Origin of the sequence: Pararhizobium polonicum (genome assembly GCF_001687365.1) — a bacterium.
Classification (GTDB): Bacteria; Pseudomonadota; Alphaproteobacteria; order Rhizobiales; family Rhizobiaceae; genus Pararhizobium; species Pararhizobium polonicum.
In genome coordinates this window covers 247,823-272,385 of record NZ_LGLV01000007.1, presented here as the reverse complement: position 1 = coordinate 272,385, position 24,563 = coordinate 247,823, and the positions used below count along the sequence as shown (strand labels likewise).

General features: G+C 61.3%; 17 protein-coding genes. 9 read left to right on the top strand and 8 right to left on the bottom strand.

Annotated elements, in window-relative coordinates; translation table 11 throughout:
• Nucleotides 1-103 precede the first annotated feature (103 nt).
• The 6 genes from omp10 (at nt 104) to ADU59_RS12105 (ending at nt 6,983) form a co-directional block, all read left to right on the top strand.
• Nucleotides 104-475: an outer membrane lipoprotein Omp10 gene (omp10, locus tag ADU59_RS12130; protein WP_068954378.1), complete on the top strand. Its 372-nt coding sequence runs from the start codon at nt 104-106 to the stop codon at nt 473-475.
• Nucleotides 476-697: 222 nt separating this feature from the next.
• Nucleotides 698-2,593: a 5'-nucleotidase C-terminal domain-containing protein gene (locus ADU59_RS12125; RefSeq protein ID WP_068954377.1), complete on the top strand. Its 1,896-nt coding sequence runs from the start codon at nt 698-700 to the stop codon at nt 2,591-2,593.
• A gap of 128 nt (nt 2,594-2,721) precedes the next feature.
• Nucleotides 2,722-3,756: a ferrochelatase gene (hemH, locus tag ADU59_RS12120; protein WP_068954376.1), complete on the top strand. Its 1,035-nt coding sequence runs from the start codon at nt 2,722-2,724 to the stop codon at nt 3,754-3,756.
• Nucleotides 3,757-3,967: 211 nt separating this feature from the next.
• Entirely contained in the window at nt 3,968-4,966 is a 999-nt protein-coding gene (locus tag ADU59_RS12115) for an SPFH domain-containing protein (protein WP_068954375.1), read from the top strand.
• A gap of 12 nt (nt 4,967-4,978) precedes the next feature.
• Nucleotides 4,979-5,437, top strand: a complete 459-nt coding sequence (locus tag ADU59_RS12110; protein ID WP_068954374.1) for an NfeD family protein — start codon at nt 4,979-4,981, stop codon at nt 5,435-5,437.
• 94 nt (nt 5,438-5,531) lie between these two features.
• Nucleotides 5,532-6,983: an outer membrane beta-barrel protein gene (locus ADU59_RS12105; protein WP_068954373.1), complete on the top strand. Its 1,452-nt coding sequence runs from the start codon at nt 5,532-5,534 to the stop codon at nt 6,981-6,983.
• 61 nt (nt 6,984-7,044) lie between these two features.
• Here ADU59_RS12105 and galU read toward each other — a convergent pair whose 3' ends face one another.
• Nucleotides 7,045-7,932 (bottom strand): UTP--glucose-1-phosphate uridylyltransferase GalU, encoded by an 888-nt coding sequence (gene galU / locus ADU59_RS12100; RefSeq protein WP_068954372.1) that lies wholly within the window; start codon nt 7,930-7,932, stop codon nt 7,045-7,047.
• A 302-nt stretch (nt 7,933-8,234) separates the two neighbouring features.
• Between galU and ADU59_RS12095 the strand changes: the two genes are divergently transcribed.
• The gene (locus tag ADU59_RS12095) at nt 8,235-9,455 is read left to right on the top strand and encodes a lytic murein transglycosylase (protein WP_068954371.1); all 1,221 of its coding nucleotides are present in this window, start codon (nt 8,235-8,237) and stop codon (nt 9,453-9,455) included.
• A 138-nt stretch (nt 9,456-9,593) separates the two neighbouring features.
• Nucleotides 9,594-10,817, top strand: a complete 1,224-nt coding sequence (locus ADU59_RS12090) for an SGNH/GDSL hydrolase family protein (protein ID WP_068954370.1) — start codon at nt 9,594-9,596, stop codon at nt 10,815-10,817.
• Nucleotides 10,818-10,884: 67 nt separating this feature from the next.
• On the opposite strand, the gene ADU59_RS12085 is transcribed toward ADU59_RS12090, so the two are convergent.
• From ADU59_RS12085 to gltB, 6 genes are all read right to left on the bottom strand, one after another.
• Nucleotides 10,885-12,642, bottom strand: coding sequence for a calcium-binding protein (locus tag ADU59_RS12085; RefSeq protein WP_068954369.1), 1,758 nt, complete (start codon nt 12,640-12,642; stop codon nt 10,885-10,887).
• 598 nt (nt 12,643-13,240) lie between these two features.
• A complete protein-coding gene (locus tag ADU59_RS12080) occupies nt 13,241-14,734 on the bottom strand; it encodes a DegQ family serine endoprotease (protein ID WP_068954368.1) in 1,494 nt (497 codons plus the stop codon).
• A gap of 365 nt (nt 14,735-15,099) precedes the next feature.
• Complete coding sequence (locus tag ADU59_RS12075; RefSeq protein ID WP_068954367.1) at nt 15,100-16,554, bottom strand: glutamate synthase subunit beta; 1,455 nt, start codon at nt 16,552-16,554, stop codon at nt 15,100-15,102.
• 30 nt (nt 16,555-16,584) lie between these two features.
• Nucleotides 16,585-16,980: a type II toxin-antitoxin system VapC family toxin gene (locus ADU59_RS12070; RefSeq protein WP_068954366.1), complete on the bottom strand. Its 396-nt coding sequence runs from the start codon at nt 16,978-16,980 to the stop codon at nt 16,585-16,587.
• The gene (locus ADU59_RS12065; RefSeq protein WP_068954365.1) at nt 16,977-17,246 is read right to left on the bottom strand and encodes an antitoxin; all 270 of its coding nucleotides are present in this window, start codon (nt 17,244-17,246) and stop codon (nt 16,977-16,979) included. The genes ADU59_RS12070 and ADU59_RS12065 overlap by 4 nt, the downstream gene beginning before the upstream one ends.
• Nucleotides 17,247-17,304: 58 nt before the next feature.
• A complete protein-coding gene (gltB, locus tag ADU59_RS12060; protein ID WP_068954364.1) occupies nt 17,305-22,026 on the bottom strand; it encodes a glutamate synthase large subunit in 4,722 nt (1,573 codons plus the stop codon).
• Nucleotides 22,027-22,594: 568 nt separating this feature from the next.
• Here gltB and ADU59_RS12055 point away from each other — a divergent pair.
• Nucleotides 22,595-23,641, top strand: coding sequence for a threonine aldolase family protein (locus tag ADU59_RS12055; RefSeq protein WP_068954363.1), 1,047 nt, complete (start codon nt 22,595-22,597; stop codon nt 23,639-23,641).
• 15 nt (nt 23,642-23,656) lie between these two features.
• Here the strand turns inward: ADU59_RS12055 and ADU59_RS12050 are convergent, their stop codons facing one another.
• Complete coding sequence (locus ADU59_RS12050) at nt 23,657-24,532, bottom strand: LysR substrate-binding domain-containing protein (protein ID WP_068954362.1); 876 nt, start codon at nt 24,530-24,532, stop codon at nt 23,657-23,659.
• Nucleotides 24,533-24,563: the final 31 nt, after the last annotated feature.

Genomic DNA, 24,563 nt, shown 5'->3' with positions numbered 1-24,563 from the left:
TTATCCCGCCGTGCTCGTGCCTCACTCTTGCATTCAACTCCTGATCACGGCATGGTTTTTTCCACCGAAAGACATCTTTCCGCGCAGCATCCGGGAGACATACATGAAGCCGATCGCCATCCTGACTATTCTGTCCGCAGCCGCGGCTCTTGCCTCCTGTCAGGCGCCGCGCGAGGTGCGCGAACTGCCGCCGAGCCGCCAGTTGGCGCCGGCTGGCGTCGAAGGGGCCTGGGTCGATCCGAACGGCATCGTTTCCACCTTCTCGGGCGGAACCTTCACGACACGCACCACCGACACGAACCAGGTACTGGCCTCCGGCAACTACACCAATCTTTCGCCCAGGCTCGTCGAGATCAACATGAGATCGATGGTCCGCAACACCCAGTCCAAGGTCAATTGCGCCATGGTGACCCAGTCCCAGCTCAACTGCACGACGGATTCCGGCGCGCAATTCTCACTGACCCGCCGGAGCTGAACCGGCTGAGAGCAGAACATCCGGAAAGCCTCCCTACGCGGAGGCTTTTTCCGTTTCTGCCCCCTATTTTAACCCTGCCCGGAGACGGCTGGGAGATCGCTGAAATTATCGCTTGATGTCGGCCCGTCCAGATGAAACCATCCGGCTCGATCCGGGCGTCACAGCCTGATTGCAGCTGTTGGTTATTGTGACGGCCAGCACCCGCCAAAACAGGAGATATCGATGATCAGACATTTGCGAACCGGGCTGATGACGGCCTCGATCCTTGCGCTTTCCTCGGGCGCCGCCTTCGCCGATTATGAATTGAACATCCTGCATATCAACGATTTTCACTCGCGCATCGAATCGATCAACAAATACGATTCCACCTGCTCGGCCGAGGAAGAGGGCAAGAACGAATGCTTCGGCGGCGCCGCGCGCCTGAAGACCGAGATCGACCAGAAGCGCCAGGAATTGACCGGCAAGAACGTGCTGCTGCTGAACGCTGGCGACAATTTTCAAGGCTCGCTGTTCTTCACCACCTACAAGGGGGCCGCCGAAGCCGAATTCCTCAACCTGATGAAATTCGACGCCATGACCATCGGCAACCATGAATTCGATGAAGGCGAGGACGGCCTCGTCACCTTCCTCGACAAGGTCACCTTCCCGGTTCTCTCCTCCAACGTGCTTCCCGGCTTCAAATCCAAGCTCATCGATCGCATCAAGCCGTCCCTCGTTCTCGATATCGGCGGCCAGAAGGTCGGCATCGTCGGTGCCGTCACCAACGATACGCCGGAAATCTCCTCGCCGGGCGATGACGTGCTGATCGGGCTGGATGTCGATACGATCACCACGGCCGTGCAGGAGCTGAAGGCACAGGGCGTCGACAAGATCATCGCGCTGACCCATGTCGGCTATCCGCGCGATCTCGCTGTCATCGCCAAGATTCCCGATGTCGATATCGTCGTCGGCGGCCATTCCCACAGCCTTTTGTCCAATACGGATGAAAAGGCGGAAGGCCCCTATCCGACGATGGTCGACAACCCGGGCGGCTACAAGGTTCCGGTCGTCCAGGCCGGATCCTACAGCAAATATCTCGGCGATCTCGTCGTCACCTTCGACGACAATGGCGTCGTCAAATCCGCCAAAGGCGATCCGATCCTCCTCGACGCCAGCGTGAAGCCGGACGAAGCGGTGCTGGCCCGTGTCAAGGAAATGGCAAAACCGATCGAAGAGCTCAAGGCCAAGATCATCGGCAAGACCGATGCGCCGATCGACGGGACGCGCGAATCCTGCCGCGCCAAAGAGTGCGAGATGGGCAATCTGGTCACCGACGCCATGCTCGATCGCGTCAAGGGCCAGGGTGTGACCATCGCCATCACCAATGGCGGCGGCCTGCGTGCCTCGATCGACGCCGGCGATATCTCCATGGGCGAAGCGATCACCGTGCTGCCGTTCCAGAACACGGTGGCAACCTTCCAGCTGAAGGGTGCCGACATCACGGCGGCGCTGGAAAACGGCCTCAGCCAGATCGAGGAAGGCGGCGGCCGCTTCCCGCAGGTGGCCGGCATCAAGTTCTCCTTCGACAAGTCCAAGCCGGCCGGCAGCCGCGTTTCGGTGGTCGAGGTCAAGGAAGGCGAGGCGTATGTGCCGCTCGATCCGGCCAAGACCTACAGCCTCGTCTCCAACAACTTCATGCGTAATGGCGGCGACGGCTACAGCGTCTTCAAGACCAAGGCTGAAAACGCCTATGACTACGGTCCGGGGCTCGAAACCGTTCTCGCCGACTACCTGACCGCCAACAATCCCTACAAGCCGATGACCGGTGGCCGCATCACCGAAATCGCAGCCGCCACCGCGACGGAGCCATCAACGCAGACCAGCACCGACACCGCCGTGAAAACCGTGACACCCGATGCAAAGCCGGCGGACACTACGACGCCGGAAGCCAAGCCGGCCGCGGCAACGGCGGCAGCCGCTGAAACGAAACATGTCATCGTCCGCGGCGATACGCTCTGGGATATCGCCAAGGCCGTCTACGGCAATGGCGAACTCTGGAAGACGATCGCCGCCGCCAACGGCAATCCGGCCCCCAAACGGCTGGAAATCGGCAAGGAGCTGCAGATTCCGGCCAAGTAAGACAATATGTCTCTTGCCAAACGACCGGTCCGGGGTTTCCCGGGCCGGTTTTTCTTTTTAAGAACGGCATGAACCATGGCCTGCCTCACCATATAGGAGGCACGCCCCGTCACCCGCAGGATATGTCCATGACCGCCGCCACCGAGACGACCGCCCCGAACCATCCGCCCGTCAAATCCGGAAAGGTCGGGGTATTGCTGGTCAATCTCGGCACGCCCGACGGCACCGACAAAGTGTCGATGCGACGCTATCTCAGGGAATTCCTCATGGACCGACGCGTCATCGAATGGTCGCCGTTCTTCTGGTACCCGATCCTGTTCGGCATCGTGCTCAACACACGGCCCGCCAAGGTCGGCAAGGCCTATGAGACGATCTGGAACAGGGAGCTGAACGAGAGCTACCTGCGCACCTATACCCGCAACCAGGCAGAGACGATGGCGAAGTCCTTCGCCGATCTGCCGAACGTCCGGGTCGACTGGGCCATGCGCTACGGCCAGCCGTCGATCAGGTCGAAGATGGACGAACTGCAGAAGGACGGCTGCGAGAAGATCCTCGTCTTCCCGCTCTATCCGCAATATGCGGCAGCGACCACGGCGACCGTCAACGACGAGGCCTTCAAGGCGCTGCTGAACATGCGCTGGCAACCCGCCCTGCGCACCGCAGCCCCCTATCATGACGATCCCGTCTATATCGAGGCGCTGGCCAATTCGATCACCAGCCACCTCGCCACGCTCGACTGGGAACCGGAGGTCGTGCTGACCTCGTTCCACGGCATCCCGCAATCCTATTTCGACAAGGGCGACCCCTATTACTGCCAGTGTCAGAAAACCGCGCGCCTGCTGCGCGAAAAGCTCGGCTGGCCGAAGGAAAAACTGCAGGTCACCTTCCAGTCCCGCTTCGGACCGGAAGAATGGCTACAGCCCTATACCGACAAGACGGTGGAAAAGCTCGGCAAGGAAGGCGTCAAGCGCATCGCCGTCATCAATCCCGGCTTCGTTTCCGACTGCCTGGAAACGCTGGAGGAAATCGCCGAACAGGCCGCCGAAAGCTTCCATCATTCAGGCGGCGAGATGTTCACCCATATTCCCTGTCTCAACGACAGCGAAGGCGGGATGACCGTGCTGGAGCACGTGGTGCGACGGGAATTGCAGGGCTGGGTTTAGCCCGCCCTCCCCTTGCGCCGGATGATCGCAGCGGCGGGCGGACTTGCTTTTTGAGCGTTCTTTCCGGCCGTTTCCACCTGCGCGTTCCGTGTAGTGGCCACAGCAAGACACGGGAAATTCAGCGGGCTGCTTGCAAATAAGCCTGTCAACTGACACGTCTTGCCTTAAAGTGCATCCAACCATAAGACGCACCAAACAGGAGAAACACCCCATGCCCTTGGCCGGACTGGACATCGTCGTCATTGCCTTCGTGGTGCTCGTCATCCTTGTGCTCTTTGCAGGCATCAAGACCGTGCCGCAGGGCTATCGCTACACCGTCGAGCGTTTCGGGCGCTATACCCGCACGCTGGAGCCCGGCCTCAACATCATCATCCCGTTCATCGACAAGATCGGCGCCCGGATGAATGTCATGGAGCAGGTCCTCGACGTGCCGACGCAGGAGGTCATCACCCGCGACAATGCCAGCTGCGCTGCCGATGCCGTCGCCTTCTATCAGGTGCTGAACGCCGCCGAGGCGGCCTATCAGGTCTCCGACCTGCAGAGCGCAATTTTGAACCTCACCATGACCAACATCCGCTCCGTCATGGGCTCGATGGACCTCGACGAACTGCTGTCCAACCGCGAAATCATCAACGACAAGCTGCTGCATGTGGTCGACGAGGCCGTCGGCCCCTGGGGCATCAAGGTCACCCGCGTCGAGATCAAGGATATCCAGCCACCGAAGGATCTGGTCGATGCCATGGCACGGCAGATGAAGGCCGAGCGCGAAAAGCGCGCGCAGGTGCTGGAAGCCGAAGGCTCGCGCAACGCCCAGATTCTGCGTGCCGAAGGCGCCAAGCAGTCTGCGATCCTGCAGGCCGAAGGCCAGCGCGAAGCCGCTTTCCGCGACGCCGAAGCCCGCGAACGTCTGGCCGAGGCCGAAGCCAAGGCGACCAAGATGGTCTCGGAAGCCATCGCCGCCGGCGACGTGCAGGCGATCAACTACTTCGTCGCGCAGAAATACACCGAGGCCATGGCGGCCATCGGCACCGCACCCAATTCCAAGATCGTGCTGATGCCGATGGAAGCCTCGTCGCTGATCGGTTCGCTCGGCGGCATCGGCGCCATTGCCCGCGAAGTCTTCGGCGACGGCGGCAATTCGCCCGCGCCGGCACGCCAGGTGACGCCCCGCACGGCTCCCGTCCGCAATCCGTTCGACACGAGCAAGTAGGAAGGCTGATCCATGATCGAGCGCATCGTCCTCGAACTTGGCCCCTGGAGCTGGTGGGTACTGGGCCTCGTTCTGCTGGCGGCCGAAGTTGTCGCCCCCGGCGTTTTCCTCGTCTGGATCGGCATTGCCGCCATTCTCACCGGCGCCGTCTCGCTTCTGCTCTGGGACACCGGCTTCTGGATCTGGCAAGCGCAGTTCGTGTTCTTTGCCGTCCTCTCCATTGTGGCGGTCGTCATCGGCCGCCGTCTCCTCGCCCGCTCGGGCAATGCCTCGGACGAACCACTGCTCAACCAGCGCGGCGCCCGCCTCATCGGCCGCACGGCCGTGCTGGAACAGCCGATTACCGAAGGACGCGGCCGGATCCGGCTCGACGCCACCACCTGGCCCGTCAACGGGCCGGACCTGCCCGCCGGTGCGCGCGTCAAGGTCACCGGCAGCAGCGGCAGCCACCTGATCGTCGAAAGCGCTTGAATTCCAAGCCGGAAACCACCTCGGAAACGAATGGTTAACCACATCCGTTTACAGTTGCTCAACACTTGTAAACGGGTTTCCGGGCATTCGGCAGATGACGCCATTCTTTCCACGCACGAAGAGGACCAGCCTCCCGCGCCCGGCCGCCGCCGCGGCCTGGCTGATGGCTGGTTGTGCGCTGTTTTCGCCCCACGGCGTTTCCGCGCAGGCGCTTCTTCCCGGATCGGACGACGCCACAATCGCCGGCAACGCTGCGACCCCGGCAGCCGTCCCGGATACGGCCGCGCTCACCACCGGTTCGATCAGCACCGATGCCGGCGAGCCGCTGCTCAACGATCCCGCCACCGATGAGGACATGGCCCGCACGAACCTGCGCCAAAACACCGTCGATGGGCTGAGATCCCAGCTCGATATCGACCGCAACGATGCGCAGGGCATCCGCTTCGGATCCTTCGTCCTGAAGCCGACGCTCGGCCAGACCTATAATTTCGAAAGCAACAAGACCGGCAGCTCCAAGCAAAACCGCAGCTATCTCGAGACCGGCCTGAAAGGCACGCTGACCTCCGACTGGTCGCGCCATCAGCTGACGGTGACCGGCGAAGGCACCTGGCAGCGCAACATCTCCGGCTCCGGCGAGACGGAGCCAACCGCCAACCTCGAAGCCGCACTTCGGCTCGATATCGCCGACCAGACGACTGCGACACTGAAGGCCGGCTATCATTTCGAACGTGAGGATTCGACCGATCCGAACGCGATCAGCAATGCCAGCGTCCAATCCGGCATCGATCAATATACGCTCGGCGCCGGGATCGCGCGCGATTTCGGTATCCTGCGCGGCTCCGCCAAGGTCGATTTCGACCGCTATGTCTATGGCAACGCCAAACTCGACGACGGCAGTACGCTGTCCCTGAAGGACAGAAACCGCAATGCCGGCGCCCTTACCGTGCGTGCCGGTTACGAGCTATCACCGGCGCTGGTTCCCTTCATCGAGGCGTCCGTCGGCAAGTCGATCTACGATCTGCGCAGGGACACGCTGGGTTTCGAGCGCTCCTATAACAGCTACGGCGCCCGGGCGGGCATCGAGGCCGATCTCGGTGAAAAGCTCAACGGCGAAATCGCGCTCGGCTACCAGACCTACCGCTTTGACGACAGCCGTCTCGACGATCTCAGGGGATTCACCATCGACGGCTTGGTCAACTGGTCGCCGCAACGCGGCACCAACATCACCTACGGTATCTCGACCGGCCTCGAGCCCTCGACCACGGCAGGCGAAAGCGGCGCGATGGTCTATACGCTGAGCAGCCGGGCGACCCATGAACTGCGCACCGCGCTTGTAGCGCGCCTGTCGAACAGCCTGACCTTCCGCAACTACCCCACCGGCAACTCGATCGACGAGAAGGTCTGGCTGACGGGTGCGGGGCTGACCTGGGACCTCAACCGCTATCTCGCGCTGACCGGCGATGTCAGCTACGAACACACGACACGCGACAGCGGCCCGTCGACCAACATTGCCCGCGTCGGCGTCGGGCTGACGCTGCGGCGCTGATCTCATAAAAAAGCCGCTCGCGAAAACAGCGCGAGCGGCCTTTATCCGTAGATCGCAATCCTTATTTCAGGCTTTCCAGCAACGCCTTCAGCGGCCCTTCGACACCCGGCCGGATATCGGCGCGTGCCAGCGCGAAGGCGACGTTGGCCAGGATGAAGCCCTCTTTCATGCCGCAGTCATAGGTATTGCCGCGGAAATGATATCCGGCGAAATCCTGCGTCTGGGCCAGCTTCAGCATGCCGTCCGTCAACTGGATCTCGTTGCCGGCGCCACGCTCCTGGGTGGCCAGGATCGAGAAGATTTCCGGCTGTAGGATGTAGCGGCCGTTGATGAAGAAGTTCGACGGCGCGGTGCCCTGCGGCGGCTTCTCGACCATCTTGGTGATCTTGAACCCGTCGCCAACCTTGTCGCCCGCACCGACGATGCCATACTTGTGGGTCTGGTCCGGAGCGCATTCCTCTACCGCGATGACATTGCCGCCGCTCTGTTCATAGAGTTCGACCATGCCCTTAAGGCATCCCTTTTCGGCCTGCATGATCATATCGGGCAGAAGCAGCGCGAAGGGTTCGTCGCCGACAAGCTCACGCGCGCACCAGACGGCATGGCCGAGCCCGAGCGGCGACTGCTGGCGGGTAAAGCTGGTGCTTCCGGCAACGGGAAGAATGGTTTCAAGAAGCGTCAGTTCCGCCTTCTTGTTGCGCTCGCGCAGCGTCTGTTCGAGCTCGACCTGGATATCGAAATAGTCCTCGATCACCGCCTTGCTGCGGCCGGTCACGAAGATCAGATGCTCGATCCCCGCATCCAGCGCCTCATCGACCACATACTGGATCACCGGCCTGTCGACCACCGTCAGCATTTCTTTGGGAACAGCCTTTGTCGCGGGCAGGAATCTCGTTCCAAGACCGGCGACAGGGAATACGGCCTTACGAACTTTACGCTTGTCAGTCATTGACATCTCCAGGATCACGGCACTGTGATTTTAAACGGGACAGATTGTTATCAATAGGGATTAAGCGGCAAATTGCTATTTTTTTACGAAGGAAGACGACACCACCCATTCATGGTAAAGAATTTGTTGACTTCATTTTTGTAAGCTCCCGATTCTGGCGGTTGCCTCTTTGGCGGAACAGCCCGAAAATGGAACCACGTGCATGTAACCCTGCATGAAGCTGGCTCTTAGACTGTAAATTTGCGCACCGCCGATCGACCTCCTGATCCCGGCAGAGCGCCGACCAACGGAAACGACAGCTGATGACAAAGACCCGAAGACAATTCCTTTGCCGTACCGCCGCCGCGTTCATGACCGCCGCCGCCCTGTTTGCCGCGTCACCCGCCTCGGCTGACGCCGGTTTCGAAACCTGGATCAACAGCTTCTATGCGACGGCGGCCCAGAGCGGAATTACCAAGGCCACCTATCGCCAGGCCTTTGCCGGCGTCAAGACACCCGATCCGGATGTTCTTGAGAAAGCACGCTATCAGCCGGAATTCAAGCACAAGATCTGGGAATATATCGATAGCCGCGTGAACCCCTATACGCGCAAGATCGGCCAGGAGATGGCGGTCAAGCACGGCCGCACGCTCGCAGCCCTGGAGCGCCATTTCGGCGTCGACAAAAACATTCTTCTGGCGATCTGGTCGATGGAATCCAACTATGGCGCCGTGCTGGAAAAGGACGACCGCCTTCATTACGTGCCGCGCGCGCTGGCAACCCTTGCCTATGCCGATCCGAAACGCGCCAAATATGCCAAGACCCAGTTGATCGCCGCCCTCAAGATCCTCCAGAACGGCGATATCAGTCCGCGTGAGATGAACGGCTCCTGGGCCGGCGCCATGGGGCATACGCAGTTCATTCCCACCAGCTATCTGCTCTATGCCGTTGATGCCGACGGCAACGGTCACAAGGACATCTGGAACTCGATCCCGGATGCGCTGGCAACGGCTGCCAACCTGCTGAAGAAGAACGGCTGGCAGACGGGGCAGACCTGGGGTTACGAAATTGCCCCGCCGCGCAACGGCGGCCAGTATGCCGGTCAGACGAAGACGCTGGCGCAATGGGCAGCGCTCGGCTTCACCCGCCCGAACGGCAAGGCGTTCCGCAATACGGATCAGCGCGCCGAGCTGAAAATGCCTGGCGGTGATGGCGGTCCCGGCTTCCTGATGACCAAGAACTTCTTCGTCATCAAGCGTTACAACGCCTCGGACTCCTATGCACTCGGCGTTGGCCTGCTGGCTGACGAGATTGCCGGCTATGGCGGCATGCAGCAGGCATGGAACCGCCCCGATGGTTCGCTCGACATCAAGCAGAAGTTCGAGCTGCAGTCCCGCCTGAAGGAACTCGGCTATTATGACGGCGAGGTCGATGGCAATTTCGGCTCCGGCTCCAAGGCCGCCATTCAGGCCTTCCAGAACCGCAACGGCCTGTCGCCGGACGGCGAACCGACGCAGCACCTGCTGAAAGTCCTGCGGAAGTGAACAGCGAGAGCGCCGGGCGCTCTCATTTGCGGCACAATCCGGACGCACACTGATCGCAGCGCCTTTCGAAAGAGAGGCGTTGCGCGGTTGCGGAGAAGCACAACAAACATCAAGGCCAGAACAGTACGGAATAGCGGCATGAGCGGCAGACACAGCGACAGAACCGGCTTTCACCGGTTGCTCAATGGCCTGATCGTCATGGCAATCGGCGTAACCGCGCTCGTGATCGAGCCCGCCCGCCAGGCGCAGGCGCAGGCGCAGGAGCGCCGGACCATCCTCGACATGCTGTTCGGCCGGCGCCAGCCGCCGCCTGTCTATGACGACGTTCCCATTTACGAGCCCCGGCAGAGAGAACCGCAGCAGCGCCCGAAGGTCCAGAAGACACGGCAGAAGCCCAAACCCGCCCCGGCCGAACCTGCGCCCGTGGTCGTTGAAAAGCTGGAGACCGCCAAGAAGGTTCTTGTCGTCGGCGATTTCGTTGCCGGCAGCCTTGGCGATGGCCTCAAGACCGCCTTCGAGACGACGCCCGGCATCGTCATCGAGACCCGTGCCAACGGCTCCTCCGGTCTCGTGCGTGACGATTACTTCAACTGGCCGGGAAACCTGCCGGGCTATATCGCGGAGGTGAAGCCCTCTCTCGTCATCGTCAGCCTGGGTGCCAACGAGCGCCAGCAGATGTCGATCGGCGGGGACAAGGAAAAATTCCGCACGGACCGCTGGCTGGCCGAATATACGCGACGCACCGGCGCCTTCGCAGCGCTTGCCCACAGCCAGAACATCCCCCTTCTCTGGGTCGGCATGCCCCCCTTCCAGTCGACCTCGATGACCGCCGACATGGTGACCCTCAACGGCATTTTCCGCGCGGAGACGGAAAAGGCCGGCGGCACCTTCATCGACATCTGGGACGGTTTCGTCGATGAGGATGGAAAATTCGTCATGACCGGATCGGACGTCAACGGCCAGCAGGTCCGCCTGCGCGGCGCCGACGGCATCAATCTGACCAAGGCGGGCAAACGCAAGCTGGCCTTCTATGTCGAAAAGGATATCCGCAAGCTGCTGGGCGACGCCGCCGCCTCGACCCAGGACATCCCGGGCGCCGACGGCATGAAGGACCTGGTCGTCGCTGCTCCCACAGCCAATGAAGATATCCTCCAGACCCAGCCGGTCGGCCTTGATGATCCCAATCTCGACGGCGGCACCGTCCTTCTCGGCGGGACGACGGCACTCACCAGCAATGGCAAGAGCCCACGTGACCGCCTCGTCGAAAAGGGCGACGTCGCCGAAGCGCCGGCAGGGCGAGTGGATGATTTCCGGCTGGCAAAGCCGGAAACCGTGATCAGCAATCCGGTCATCCGCAACTGATCCCCGCCGTCATTCTCTAAAGATCGCCAAGTTGGCAACACTAAATCGGCTATTAGTCTGGACCGTTTCAGAGCGCAAAATCCGACGCCTGCATCGCCAGGATGCGATCGAGAACGATGCTGAAATCGGCCATACCGTCTCCGTCCACGTCCCCGAAAATGTAAGTGTCGATGCCTTTCAGCTCATAGCGAAGTTCCCCGGCCGTGTTGTTGAAAGCCGCAGAACCGATAAACTCGAAAGCCTGATCGCCGGCGAGTGTTGTATTGGCATCGAGGAGGCTGACGTCGAGCTTGTCGCCTTGCGTGCGAGCGAAATCGAGGACGAGATCGCGGCCGGGTGAAGCCACGCTCGAATCCGCGAGAATGGTGAGGATGAACCGGTCTGCGCCAAGGCCTCCCCTCACTTCATCCGCACCGATACCGCCGATCAGCCTGTCATTGCCGTCGCCGCCGCTGAGGATGTCGTCGCCCCTGCGGCCGTAGAGTCCGTCGTCGCCGGAATCGCCCCATAGGTTATCGCCGCCGAGGCCGCCATCGAGCGTGTCGGCGTCCAGGCCGCCGTTCAACCGGTCACCTCCCTCGCCGCCCGACAGCTTGTCCTTGCCCGCGCCGCCCTGCACGGCGTCAACGCCGGCATAGCCGATATAGGTATCGTTGCCGCCCAGCAGATTGATGGCGTTGTAATAGACCGTGTCGTCCTCCTCGTTGTAGTAGTGGTTACTGATAGTCGTCACGCCGCTGACGTCGAACCGGTTTGCTTCCTCCGTCCCATAGAAGAGATTTTTCATATCGATAATTTCGACACCAGCGGCGGCATCGAGCGTCAGATTCCTCATGTACACCCTATCGGCCAAATAGATTCTATCCCTGTCGCCGGTCCCGCCGATAAAGACATCACTCTCGGCTGTGCCGAGGGTATTTCCCCCGACATTGAACCAGTCGTTGCCCGCGCCGCCATCCAGCGTGTCGTCGCCGAGACCACCTTCGAGACTATCGTATCCGTCGCCGCCGGACAGAGTGTCGTTACCATCACCTCCGTTCACATCGTCGCCGCCGACATGTCCAATATAGATGTCGTCTCCCCCCAGTAAAAATATTTCCCATTCTTGATCTTCGATCCGCATCAGGCCGCTGAGGTCGAACCGGTTCGCTTCCTCTGTCCCGCGCAAGATGGGGTTGTCCAGTCCGCTCCAATCGAGAACTTCGATAGAGGCCGCGGCATCGAGCGTCAGGTTCTTCAAATAGGCGTTCGCGGTCAGCGCGACCATATCCTCGCCGGAACCACCTGAAAAGACGTCGTTTTCGGCCGTACCCAGCGAATTTCCGCCAATATAGAACGTGTCATCGCCCGTCCCGCCGTTCAGCGTGTCGTCTCCACGTCCACCGAAAAGATAGTCGTTTCCGGTTCCGCCCGACAGCGTATCGTTGCCTGCTCCGCCGGTCAGGCTGTCGTTTCCGTTTCCACCCGACAGCGTGTCGTTGCCGTCCTGTCCATCAAGGGTGTCGTAGCCGTCTTCACCCAACAGCCTGTCATTGCCCAGTCCGCCGAAAAGACGGTCGTCTCCGCCGCCGCCCGCCAGCCTGTCCGAGCCCAATCCGCCCGATACCCTGTCGATGCCAACGTGACCGGTAAAGAAGTCGTCTCCGTGATAGAGATCTATAATGCTGCCATTGACGATCTGCGTTAGGCCGCTGAAATCAAACACATCCGCAGAAATCGATCCTCCGAGAATATGGGAGTCCATGTTCAAAATCGTATATCCAGAGGCTACATCCAGTATGAGGCGATTGAGAAAAGTGTCTTCCGTCAACTTAAATTCTGCCATAATCGCTCTCCCTCGATTTATCGGCGATAAAATTCACCTTAATACATAATATAAATTCTCGTATGCTAGCCTAAACTTCTACTATGTTAACGTCAATGTTGTGATCGCGTGATGTGTACGGGATGTTCGTCATCACGACTAGACGGAGCGCCCCGCATTTTATCGGGCCGCCAATCGGGCTGAGCAAAGCCTGCCCGCCGCCGTGCTTCGACAGGGCAGCCAATCACGCGCAACTGATGTCCGGCTATTTCAGGAGAGGTCCACCGGCCGGGAATATCAAATCAAATGAAGGCGGACTGCCCCGGCCGCTCGGTTCTCGACAACAGCCGCGCAAACGGCTTGCATTCTGCCGACCAATCACACGGATGTTGAAACTGCGCATCTTAGGGAGAAGCTTTGTCCAAAGGCCGAAGGCTTTGCGCAACCGTAGCGGAATGCTGACGATCACAGATTCCTGCGAATTGTACTTCCCGATTTCGAACCGGAGCCGGTCATCATTACGAGCTGGCTACGTAAACCGATCGCCAAGCCGTTAAAACTGTACCCCGCCCCTCTTCCGCAAAAGGGGCGGGGACTTCGACAGCTTCGCCCTTGCGGGTCAGGCTGCTGAAAAGGGGACCGCGACGAAGGTCTTTTCCGTGCCGCGCTCGATGAGCAGCAGCACCGACTTGCGCCCCGACTTGACGGCGCTGGCAATGGCGCTCTTGACGTCGCCGGGGCTGAGTACCGACTTGTCATTCACCGAGACGATCACGTCGCCCGTCTGGATACCGGCGGCAGCGGCCGACTTGTCGGGGTTGACCTTGGCAACGACGGCGCCCGTCACGTTGTCGGGCAGCTTCAGTTCCTGACGGAGATCCGGGGTCAGATCGGCAAGCGCGATGCCGATGCTCGGCCCGCTCTCGGTCTTTCCATCCTCCTTGCCAAGCGACGCCTGCTTCTGGTCGCTGTCATTGCCACCGACGGTGACGCTGAGATCGACCGTCTTGCCGTCGCGCCAGACGGTCAGGGCTTCCTTGGACCCCGGCGACATGTCGGCGACCAGCCGCGACAGGTCGTGCGGCGTCTTCACCGTTTCACTGCCGACGGTCATCACGATATCACCGGTGCGGACACCGGCCTTCGATGCCGGCGTGCCCTTGTTCACCGCGGCCACCAGCGCGCCTTCCGGCTTGGCAAGACCGACGGCTTCAGCAACATCGCTCGTCACCGGCTGGATCTGCACGCCGAGATAGCCGTGGTCGATCGAGCCGCTCGCCTGCAGCTTGGCGACGATCTTCTGCGCCTGATCGGACGGGATCGCAAAGCCGACGCCGACGCTGCCGCCGTTTGGCGAATAGATCGCCGTATTGATACCGACGACATTGCCCGCATGGTCGACGAGCGGACCACCGGAATTGCCGTGATTGATCGGTGCATCGATCTGGATGAAATCGTCATAGGGGCCGCTATGCAGATCGCGGCCGCGGGCCGAAACGATACCGGCGGTCACCGTCGTGCCGATCCCGAAAGGATTGCCGATCGCCAGGATCTGGTCGCCCAGCTTCAATGTGTCGGAATCGCCCCAGGCCAGGGTGGCGAGCGGCTTGTCGGCCTGGATCTTGAGCACGGCCAGATCGGACTTCGGATCGGTACCGATCAGCTTGGCCGGCAGTTCCGTGCCGTCGTCAAGCGTCACCTTGATATCGACTGCGTTGTCGATCACGTGATTGTTGGTGACGATAATGCCGTCACGGCTGATGATGAACCCGGAGCCGAGGGCCATGCCACGTTCACCTTGCTCCGGCGCCTGCTTGGGCAGCGGAATGCCCTGCTGCTCGAAGAACTGGCGGAACTGTTCGTCCATCGGCGAACCGCCGCCGCTGGCGCTGACATCGGTTGCCTTCAGCGTCGTGGTAATGGTCACGACCGCCGGCTTGTCGGCGTCGACGACAGGGGCGAAGGAACCGTTCGAGGCCAGCGGGCCTGCGGTTTCCGCCGGCGCGGCCATCGCATTCGATTGATGCATGGTAAAGGGAAGGGCGGCCGCGCTGACCAGAATGGCAGCTCCGAGCAGCGCTGCGGCACGGTGCTTCGAGAGAATGTGAGACATGACAAATTATCCCTTACGAAATCGTTGGGTTGCGGCGTCATGATTCCATGTCGCGGAAACGCGGCGTCGGGTGAATAGCGGCGTTCTTTCCGGAATTTTATTCAGAAATCCGCCGAAACCGGCGATCAATACTGATCAATCACGAAATACGCTTGAGCTGAATATTATGATTTCGAGGGTTATTTACAAATTAAATGTTCATTACAGTTTCATTGCAGCAAGTTAATCTTTCACCGGATCGAATTGCCATCATGCAACCCCATTTCCGTTGATCGCCACCCTGCAACAAAACGGAAAACGCCGCGCACCCAGCCCGGTGCGCGGCGTTTGAATATGAGCTTCGGCCCGTGTGGCGGGCGTCCGCTTTAGCGCGGCAGGACCGTCGAGCCCATCAGCGCCTCATCGATGGCGCGGGCCGCCTGACGGCCTTCTCGGATCGCCCAGACGACCAGCGACTGGCCACGGCGCACGTCGCCGGCGGCCCAGACCTTGTCGACCGAGGTGCGGTAGTCCTGATCGTTGGCGGTGACGAAGGAGCCGCCGCGCTTGTCCTTGCCGATGGCCAGCTTGTCGCCCATGTCCTTCAGCACGCTGTCCGTACCCGGGCCGCTGAAGCCGATGGCGATAAAGGCAAGATCGGCCTTGATGACGAATTCCGTACCGGCGATCGGCTTGCGGCGCTCATCGACCTGACAGCACTTGACGCCCGTCAGGACACCATCTTCGCCGACGAATTCGAGTGTCGCCACCTGGAATTCGCGCACGGCGCCTTCGGCCTGGCTGGACGAAGTGCGCATCTTGGTGGCCCAGAACGGCCAGACGGAGAGCTTGTCTTCCTTTTCCGGCGGTTGCGGGCGGATGTCGAGCTGGGTCACCTTGACGGCCCCCTGGCGGAACGCCGTGCCGACGCAGTCGGACGCCGTATCGCCACCGCCGACGACGACGATATGCTTGCCGCCGGCCAGGATAGGAGCGGACGGCCAGCCGACGCTGTCGATGTTTTCGCGCCCGACCCGGCGGTTCTGCTGGACGAGATAGGGCATGGCATCGTGAACGCCATGAAACTCGACACCCGGAATACCGGCATCGCGCGGCGTCTCAGAACCGCCGCAATAGAGCACGGCATCATGCTCTGCGATCAGGCTGTCGACGGTGCGATCGACACCGACATTGACGCCGCAATGGAAGGTGACGCCTTCGCCGCGCATCTGGTCGACGCGGCGGTCGATGAAGTTCTTCTCCATCTTGAAGTCCGGAATGCCATAGCGCAGCAAACCGCCCGGCTTGGACTCGCGCTCGTAGACATGAACCTCATGGCCGGCGCGGGCCAGCTGCTGGGCCGCGGCCATACCGGCAGGACCCGAGCCGATGATCGCGACCTTCTTGCCGGTCTTCACGACAGCTGGCTGCGGCACGATATAGCCCATCTCATAGGCCTTGTCGGCAATCGCCTGCTCGACGGTCTTGATTGTGACCGGCGCGTCTTCGAGGTTCAGCGTACAGGCTTCCTCGCACGGCGCCGGGCAGATGCGGCCGGTGAATTCCGGGAAATTGTTGGTCGAGTGCAGGTTGCGGATCGCCTCGTCCCAGTTGCCGTTGTAGACGAGATCGTTCCAGTCCGGGATCTGGTTGTGCACTGGACAGCCGGTCGGCCCATGGCAATAGGGGATGCCACAGTCCATGCAGCGGGCCGCCTGTTTCTGCACTTCCGGGTCCGACATCGGGATTGTGAATTCGCGGAAATGCCGAATGCGATCCGACGCCGGCTGATACTTCGCCAGCTGCCGGTCGATTTCCATGAAACCCGTAACCTTACCCATACCGTTTTCGTCCCTGTCTCTCATCGCCGCTCACCGCAGCCAATTTTCAATCGTCAATCCCGGCACGCGGGAAAATTCGCTTTCATTTGCCGTGACCAGCACAGCGTCGAGGGCCAGTGCATGCGCCGCGATCCACAAATCGTTCGGACCGATGTTCGACCCTTTTCTCAGCGCCAACCTCACTTCGGCGTATTTCAGGTCGCCCGGCATGGTGAACGGCGCAACATGAAGCCGTTTCGTGACGTTCGCCACCTTTTGGGCCAGCTCTTCAGAGCCCCGTTTTTGAACTCCGTACCAGACTTCCCCGTGGACGATAATGCTTGTGAAAACATTGCCCTCGCCCACCTCCTGCAACTTTTGGAACACTTTTCCCCGCGGTTCGTAGACAATCGCCGAGATCATGTTCGTATCAAGCATGTACCTCATGGCAGGTCGATTTCATCCAGCGGCCCAAGATCATCGTTGTCGCCGATGAAAGCACCACCGGTCCATGGTTCCGCAGTTTTGAGATAATCGACCAATCCGGACGTTTCCGCCGTCCGGATAAGGATAGAACCGTCCGGCTGCTGATTCATGATGACGTTCTCGCCGGTCAATTCGAATTCCTTTGGAATTCGGATCGCCCGGCTTCTGCCATTCTTGAAGACGCTGACCTTGATGCCGGCATCTTCAATATTCGAATGCTCATTCATCTCAGCCTCCAAGATTGTGATATGCCAACGTCATATCACAATCATCTTGCGCGCTCAATCACTCCGCCGCGATGCCCATCCGCATGCGCTCCATCTCCTCCAGCGCACGCCGGTATTCGACCGGCATGACCTTGCGGAATTTCGGCCGGAACTCGACCCAATGGTCAAGGATTTCCTTGGCGCGCGGCGAGCCCGTGTAGTGCAGGTGGTTGGAGATCAGCTGGTAGAGCCGCTCATCGTCGTGGCGCGTCATATCGCCGGCGACATCGACCATACCCTTGTGCATGAGGTCGCCGCCGTGATGATGCAGCTTCTCCAGCATGTCATCCTCTTCCGGAACCGGCTCGAGTTCGACCATCGCCATGTTGCAGCGTTTGGGGAAATCGTCGCTTTCATCCAGCACATAGGCGACGCCGCCCGACATGCCGGCCGCGAAATTACGCCCGGTCTCGCCGAGAACCACGACCACACCGCCGGTCATGTATTCGCAGCCGTGGTCACCCACACCCTCGACCACCGCGATGGCACCCGAGTTGCGCACGGCAAACCGTTCGCCGGCAACGCCGTTGAAGTAGCATTCGCCCGAGATCGCCCCGTAAAGCACGGTATTGCCGACGATGATCGACTTGGCGGCGACGATCTTGGAATTTTCCGGCGGGCGCACGACGATGCGGCCGCCCGAAAGCCCCTTACCGACATAGTCGTTACCGTCGCCGATCAGCTCAAACGTGATGCCGTTCGCCAGGAACGCACCGAACGACTGTCCGGCCGTACCGGTCAGCTTCACCGTAATCGTGTCGTCCTTGAGCCCCTTGTGACGGTAGCGCTTGGCGACTTCGCCCGACAGCATCGCGCCGGCGGACCGGTCGACGTTCTTGATATCGACTTCGATCGTGACGGGCGTCTTCGATTCGAGGGCAGGCTTCGCCGCCTCGATCAGCTTGCGGTCGAGAATGTCGTGGATCGGATGGTTCTGCCGCTCGGTCCAGTAGGTCTTTTCCTTCGGCGCATCGACCTTGTGGAAGATGCGGGAGAAGTCGAGGCCATTGGCCTTCCAGTGCGAGATCATCGCATCCTTTTCCAGCAGTTCGGACAGGCCGATGACGTCGTCGAACTTGGCAAAGCCCAGCGACGCCAGGATTTCGCGCACCTCTTCGGCAACGAAGAAGAAGTAATTGACCACATGCTCCGGCGCGCCCTTGAAGCGCTTGCGCAGGACCGGGTCCTGCGTCGCCACGCCCACGGGACAGGTGTTGAGGTGACACTTGCGCATCATGATGCAGCCGGCGGCGATCAGCGGCGCCGTCGAGAAGCCGAACTCGTCAGCCCCGAGCAGCGCACCGATGATGACGTCGCGGCCGGTCTTCAGACCGCCATCGACCTGCAGCGCGATGCGCGAGCGCAAACCGTTCAGCACCAGAGTCTGATGGGTTTCGGCAAGGCCGATTTCCCACGGGGATCCGGCATGCTTCAGCGATGTCAGCGGCGAGGCACCCGTGCCGCCGTCATAACCGGAGATGGTGATATGATCGGCGCGCGCCTTGGCAACACCGGCCGCCACCGTGCCGACGCCGACTTCGGAAACCAGCTTGACGGAGATGTCGGCTTCCGGATTGACGTTCTTCAGGTCGTAGATCAGCTGCGCCAGATCCTCGATCGAATAGATGTCATGGTGCGGCGGCGGCGAAATCAGGCCGACGCCCGGCGTCGAATGCCGGGTCTTGGCAACCGTCGCATCGACCTTGTGGCCGGGCAGCTGGCCGCCCTCGCCGGGCTTTGCGCCCTGCGCCACCTTGATCTGCAGCATGTCGGCATTGACAAGATACTCGGTCGTGACACCGAAACGGCCAGACGCAATCTGCTTGATCGCCGAGCGCTCCGGATTGCGCGAACCGTCGTAGAGCGGCAGGTAGCGGTCGGCTTCCTCGCCGCCTTCGCCGGTGTTCGACTTGCCGCCGATGCTGTTCATCGCAATCGCCAGCGTCGTATGGGCTTCGCGCGAAATCGAGCCGAACGACATGGCGCCGGTCGAGAACCGCTTGACGATGTCGACGGCCGGCTCGACCTCGTCGATCGAAATCGGCTTGCGGCCGATGGCATCGGCGCCCTTGATCGAGAACAGGCCGCGAATGGTGTTCATCCGCAATGCTGCGCCATTCACCATCCCGGCGAATTCGCGGTAGCGGTCCTCGGCATTGCCGCGCACGGCATGCTGCAGCGAGGCAACCGCGTCCGGCGACCAGGCATGGCCTTCGCCGCGCATGCGGTAGGCATATTCGCCGCCGATATCCAGCGTGTTGGACAGGATCGGGTCGGAACCGAAGGCCGCCTGGTGGCGGTTGAAGGTTTCCCTGGCGATCTCGTTCAGGCCAATGCCTTCGATCTGCGTCGCCGTGCCGAAGAAATACCGGTCGATCAGCTCCGAGTTCAGCCCGACCGCGTCGAAGATCTGGCCGCCGCAATAGGACTGGTAGGTCGAGATGCCCATCTTCGACATGACCTTGAGGATGCCCTTGCCGACGGCCTTGATGTAGCGGTAGACGACTTCGCTGCCATCGACTTCCTTGGGGAACTCGCCGCGCTTGTGCATGTCGGTGAGCGTATCGAAGGCAAGATAGGGGTTGATCGCCTCGGCGCCATAGCCTGCCAGAAGACAGAAATGGTGCACTTCGCGCGGCTCGCCGCTCTCTACGACCAGACCGACGGAGGTGCGAAGCCCCTTGCGGATCAGGTGATGGTGCACGGCAGCCGTTGCCAGCAGGGCGGGGATCGCCATGCGGTCCGGGCCGATCTGCCGGTCGGACAAGACGATGATGTTGTAGCCGCCCTTGACGGCCGCTTCCGCCCGCTCGCACAGCCGGTCGAGAATTTCCGGCATGCCTTCGGCACCGCGCGCCACGTCATAGGTGAAGTCGAGCGTCTTGGTGTCGAAGCGGTCTTCGGTGTGACCGATCGAGCGGATCTTTTCGAGATCGCCATTGGTCAGGATCGGCTGGCGCACTTCCAGCCGCTTGGCATGGGATGCCCCGGCATGATCGAGCAGGTTCGGGCGCGGGCCGATGAACGAGACAAGGCTCATCACCAGCTCTTCACGGATCGGATCGATCGGCGGGTTGGTGACCTGCGCGAAATTCTGCTTGAAATAGGTATAGAGCAGCTTGGTCTTGTCCGACATCGCCGAGATCGGCGTGTCGGTGCCCATCGAGCCGATCGCTTCCTGGCCGGTCGTGGCCATCGGCGACATCAGGATCTTGGTGTCTTCCTGAGTATAGCCAAACGCCTGCTGGCGATCGAGCAGCGACACGTCGCGGCGCAGCGCCCGGGGCTCGACCGGCTTCAGGTCTTCGAGAATGAGCTGGGTGTTGTCCAGCCACTGACGGTAGGGATGCTGGTTCGCAAGCGTCGACTTCAGCTCCTCGTCGGAAATGATCCGGCCCTCTTCCATGTCGATCAACAGCATCTTGCCCGGCTGCAGGCGCCACTTCTTGATGATGCTCTCTTCCTTCACCGGCAGGGTGCCGGCCTCGGACGCGAGGATCACCCGGTCGTCGTCGGTGACGAGATAGCGCGCCGGCCGCAGGCCGTTGCGGTCAAGCGTCGCGCCGATCTGCTTGCCATCGGTGAAACAGACGGCGGCAGGGCCATCCCACGGCTCCATCAGGGCGGCGTGATATTCGTAGAACGCCTTGCGTTCGGGTGCCATCAGCTGGTTGCCGGCCCAGGCTTCCGGGATCAGCATCATGACGGCATGCGACAGCGGATAACCGCCCTGCACGAGGAATTCGAGCGCATTGTCGAAACAGGCCGTATCCGACTGGCCTTCATAGGAAATCGGCCAGAGCTTGGAGATATCGCCACCGAACAGCGGCGAAGACACCGATGCCTGACGCGCGGCCATCCAGTTGACGTTGGCGCGCAGCGTGTTGATTTCGCCGTTATGGGCGACCATGCGGTAGGGATGCGCCAGCTTCCACGACGGGAAGGTGTTGGTCGAGAAGCGCTGGTGCACGAGGGCGACAGCCGATTCAAAGCGCGGATCGGCCAGATCCTTGAAATAGGCGGCAACCTGATAGGCCAGGAACATGCCCTTGTAGACGATGGTCTTGGTCGACAGCGATACCGGATAAAAGCCGGTTTCCGCGCCCTCGAAGGCGTCATAGATCCGGTTGGAGATCACCTTGCGCAGGGTGAACAGGCGGCGTTCGAATTCGGCATTCGTCGCAGCATCGCGGCCGGCGCCGATGAAGACCTGCACATGGTGCGGCTCGGTCGCGGCAATGTGCTCCGCCTTGGAAAGCGACGCATTGTCGACGGGCACTTCGCGGAAGCCGAGCAGCGTCTGGCCTTCCTCAGCCACGACCTCGGTGATCACCTGCTTGAAATGGGCAATCTGCGCCTCGTCCTGCGGCATGAAGAGGTAGCCGACGGCATAGTCTCCGGCCTTGGGAAGCGTGACGCCCTGCAGCGCCATTTCCTCGCGGAAGAAGCGGTCGGGGATCTGCACGAGAATGCCCGCGCCGTCGCCCATCAGCGGATCGGCGCCGACAGCGCCGCGATGCGTCAGGTTTTCCAGGATGAACAGGCCATCCTTGACGATCTGGTGCGACTTCTGGCCCTTCATATGCGCGACAAAGCCGACGCCACAGGCGTCATGCTCGTTTGCGGGATCATAGAGGCCCTGTTTTTTCGGCAGGCCCGGAAACGCGGTGTTTTTCTCAACCGTCGCCGTCTGGCTGATGATGTTGAGTCCAGTTACGGTGGATGGCGCAAAGTCCGTCATCGTCTTCCCTCCTGTTAACCCGGCAAGGGCCGGATATTTCCGCAGTCCAGGCAGACCTTGTGCGGGCAAGCTACCCGTCTGAGGCCGACACCGGCATTATCGTTGCATGATCCTGATCCGGTCGCAAATGAAGCATTTACTGCATCAGGCAAGAATGCTCGCGACCTTCGCGATTGCCCCGTCGGCACGGACACATCTGCGTCCGGCGCGGTCTGCAATCGTCAGCCGGCAGCCGCTCTAAAACGGCCATTCCAGCATTTTCCGGTCTTGAGACCGAAATAGGACAGCAAGACTGTCCTATTTCATAGGCTCTATGCCAGAAACCATCCGCGACTGCAAGACCACTCTTATAAATTATTCCGGGAGATTTTGCCAAACATTGCGGTTAGTTGCGCATTTTTGTAATTTTATTTCAATAAGCCGCCGGTTTCTTCGATTTGGTTTCAAACTGGTCTGGTATTGTTCTTATCTCGCCGCTCCGGATTGATTGCCGCCACAGCATCTTTATGGTCGATACCAACCCATCCCGCCGGCGCTTTCCGCCCCGGAAAACCACAGGACTGCATCGATGATTTTTTCCTCCGACAACTGGGCGGGCGCCCATCCCACGATCGCTGAAAGCCTCGTCAAGGCCGCCGGCGGCTTTGCCTCCGCCTATGGCACAAGCGACCTCGACAAAAAGGTGGAAAAGACACTTTCCGAGGTGTTCGAACGCGACGTTGCCGTGTTCTTCGTGGCAACCGGAACGGCCGCCAATTCGCTGGCGCTTGCCAGCACCAACCGGCCCGGCGGCCACGTGCTGTGCCACCGCGAAGCGCATGTGAACGCCGACGAATGCGGCGCGCCGGAGTTCTTCTCGCATGGTGCAAAGCTTGCCCCGGTCGATGGCGCCCATGGCAAGATGGACCCCGCTCGGCTGGAAAGGGAAATCCGGCGCACCCGCGGCGGCGGCGTCCACGGCGGCCAGCCGATGGCCATCACCATGACGCAGGCGACGGAAGCCGGCACCGTCTACAGCCTCGATGAAATCGATGCGATCGCCGCCATCGCCAGGTCGGCCAAGCTGCCCTTGCATATGGACGGCGCCCGCTTCGCCAATGCGCTGGTGACGCTCGATACGACACCGGCGGAAATGACCTGGAAGCGCGGCGTCGACCTGCTCTCCTTCGGTGGCACCAAGAACGGCTGCTGGTGCGCCGAAGCGCTGATCATGTTCGACACCTCGAAGGCCGAAGAGATGGGCTACCTGCGCAAGCGCTCCGCCCAGCTCTTTTCAAAATCCCGCTTCATCGCCGCCCAGTTCGATGCCTATCTCGAAGGCGGCCTCTGGCTCGATCTCGCCCGCCATGCCAACGGCATGGCAAACCGGCTCGCTGCAGGGATCGCCGGATCGAACAGCACGCGGCTTGCCTGGCCGAGCGGCTCCAACGAACTGTTCGTCATCCTGAAAAAGGAGACGGCCGCCAAGCTCCAGGCCGATGGCGCGGTCTTCTACGATTGGCCCGTGCCGCACACATTGTCGGACTCGGTTGCCGGAGATGAAGGCCTCTACCGTCTGGTCACCAGCTTTGCGACCAAGCCGGACGATGTGGACCAGTTCCTGCGCGCACTCTGATCCCCATATCCCGGGTCAAGCAACCTTGCCCGCCCCGGCAGCCGCCTGCAGGCCGCCGACCGTGGACAGGATCTCGCCGGACAGGGCCTTCACCAGCGCCCTGTCCGCGCCGCGGCGCGCCACCAGCACGAATTCCACATCCTCAAGGCGCGGCAGCTTGTTCGAGGCGATCTCGCGCAGGCCGGCCGGCGCCATGCTGCGCGGCTGCACCAGCACCCCCATCCCGGCACGCGCCGCGGCGGTCAAGCCGCTGAGACTGCCGCAGGTGCAGACGATGCGCCAGGGCACGCCGGCACGCTCGAGCGCTTCCAGCGCGACGCTGCGGGTGATGCTGGGCGGCGGAAAGGCAATCAGCGGCAGCACCTCTGCCCGCATCACCCGCTCCGGATCGCGCGCCAGCCAGACCAGCGGCTCGCGGTAGACCAGCTGGCCGCGCGCATCGCCGATCCGCCGCTTGGCCAGCACCAGATCGAGCGCGCCCTCATCCTGCATCTGGTAGAGCGTACCGCTGAGCGCCACCGTCAGCTCGAGATCGACCGAGGCATGCGCCCGGGCAAAATCCTCAAGCACTGCCGGCAAGCGGCTCATGACGAAATCCTCCGACACGCCGAGATGCAGCCGGCCGTGCAGGCTGCGTTCGGCAAACAGCGATTTCACCTGCCCGTCGAGCGACAGCATCGCCCGGGCCGGCCCCAGAAGCGCCTCACCATCCGCGGTCAGCGATACGCGATGGGTGTCGCGCTCGACCAGCTTGCGGCCAAGATCGGCTTCCAGCCGGCGGATATGCTGGCTCACCGTCGATTGCCCGAGCCCCAGGCGTTCCGCCGCCAGCGTGAAGCTGGCCATCTGTTCGACCGCGAGAAAACTGCGAAGCTGGACCAGATCGAGCATTGGTTATCCTAAATCGTGATAACGGTTATTT

Excerpts from the sequence above, each read along its gene's own strand:
- ADU59_RS12085 (WP_068954369.1), bottom strand. The coding sequence starts at position 12,642 with ATGGCAGAATTTAAGTTGACGGAAGACACTTTTCTCAATCGCCTCATA.
- ADU59_RS12065 (WP_068954365.1), bottom strand. The coding sequence starts at position 17,246 with ATGAATGAGCATTCGAATATTGAAGATGCCGGCATCAAGGTCAGCGTC.
- ADU59_RS12115 (WP_068954375.1), top strand. The coding sequence starts at position 3,968 with ATGCCCTTGGCCGGACTGGACATCGTCGTCATTGCCTTCGTGGTGCTC.
- ADU59_RS12070 (WP_068954366.1), bottom strand. The coding sequence starts at position 16,980 with ATGAGGTACATGCTTGATACGAACATGATCTCGGCGATTGTCTACGAA.
- omp10 (WP_068954378.1), top strand. The coding sequence starts at position 104 with ATGAAGCCGATCGCCATCCTGACTATTCTGTCCGCAGCCGCGGCTCTT.
- ADU59_RS12050 (WP_068954362.1), bottom strand. The coding sequence starts at position 24,532 with ATGCTCGATCTGGTCCAGCTTCGCAGTTTTCTCGCGGTCGAACAGATG.
- ADU59_RS12095 (WP_068954371.1), top strand. The coding sequence starts at position 8,235 with ATGACAAAGACCCGAAGACAATTCCTTTGCCGTACCGCCGCCGCGTTC.
- ADU59_RS12125 (WP_068954377.1), top strand. The coding sequence starts at position 698 with ATGATCAGACATTTGCGAACCGGGCTGATGACGGCCTCGATCCTTGCG.
- ADU59_RS12055 (WP_068954363.1), top strand. The coding sequence starts at position 22,595 with ATGATTTTTTCCTCCGACAACTGGGCGGGCGCCCATCCCACGATCGCT.
- gltB (WP_068954364.1), bottom strand. The coding sequence starts at position 22,026 with ATGACGGACTTTGCGCCATCCACCGTAACTGGACTCAACATCATCAGC.
- hemH (WP_068954376.1), top strand. The coding sequence starts at position 2,722 with ATGACCGCCGCCACCGAGACGACCGCCCCGAACCATCCGCCCGTCAAA.
- galU (WP_068954372.1), bottom strand. The coding sequence starts at position 7,932 with ATGACTGACAAGCGTAAAGTTCGTAAGGCCGTATTCCCTGTCGCCGGT.
- ADU59_RS12090 (WP_068954370.1), top strand. The coding sequence starts at position 9,594 with ATGAGCGGCAGACACAGCGACAGAACCGGCTTTCACCGGTTGCTCAAT.
- ADU59_RS12080 (WP_068954368.1), bottom strand. The coding sequence starts at position 14,734 with ATGTCTCACATTCTCTCGAAGCACCGTGCCGCAGCGCTGCTCGGAGCT.
- ADU59_RS12075 (WP_068954367.1), bottom strand. The coding sequence starts at position 16,554 with ATGGGTAAGGTTACGGGTTTCATGGAAATCGACCGGCAGCTGGCGAAG.
- ADU59_RS12110 (WP_068954374.1), top strand. The coding sequence starts at position 4,979 with ATGATCGAGCGCATCGTCCTCGAACTTGGCCCCTGGAGCTGGTGGGTA.
- ADU59_RS12105 (WP_068954373.1), top strand. The coding sequence starts at position 5,532 with ATGACGCCATTCTTTCCACGCACGAAGAGGACCAGCCTCCCGCGCCCG.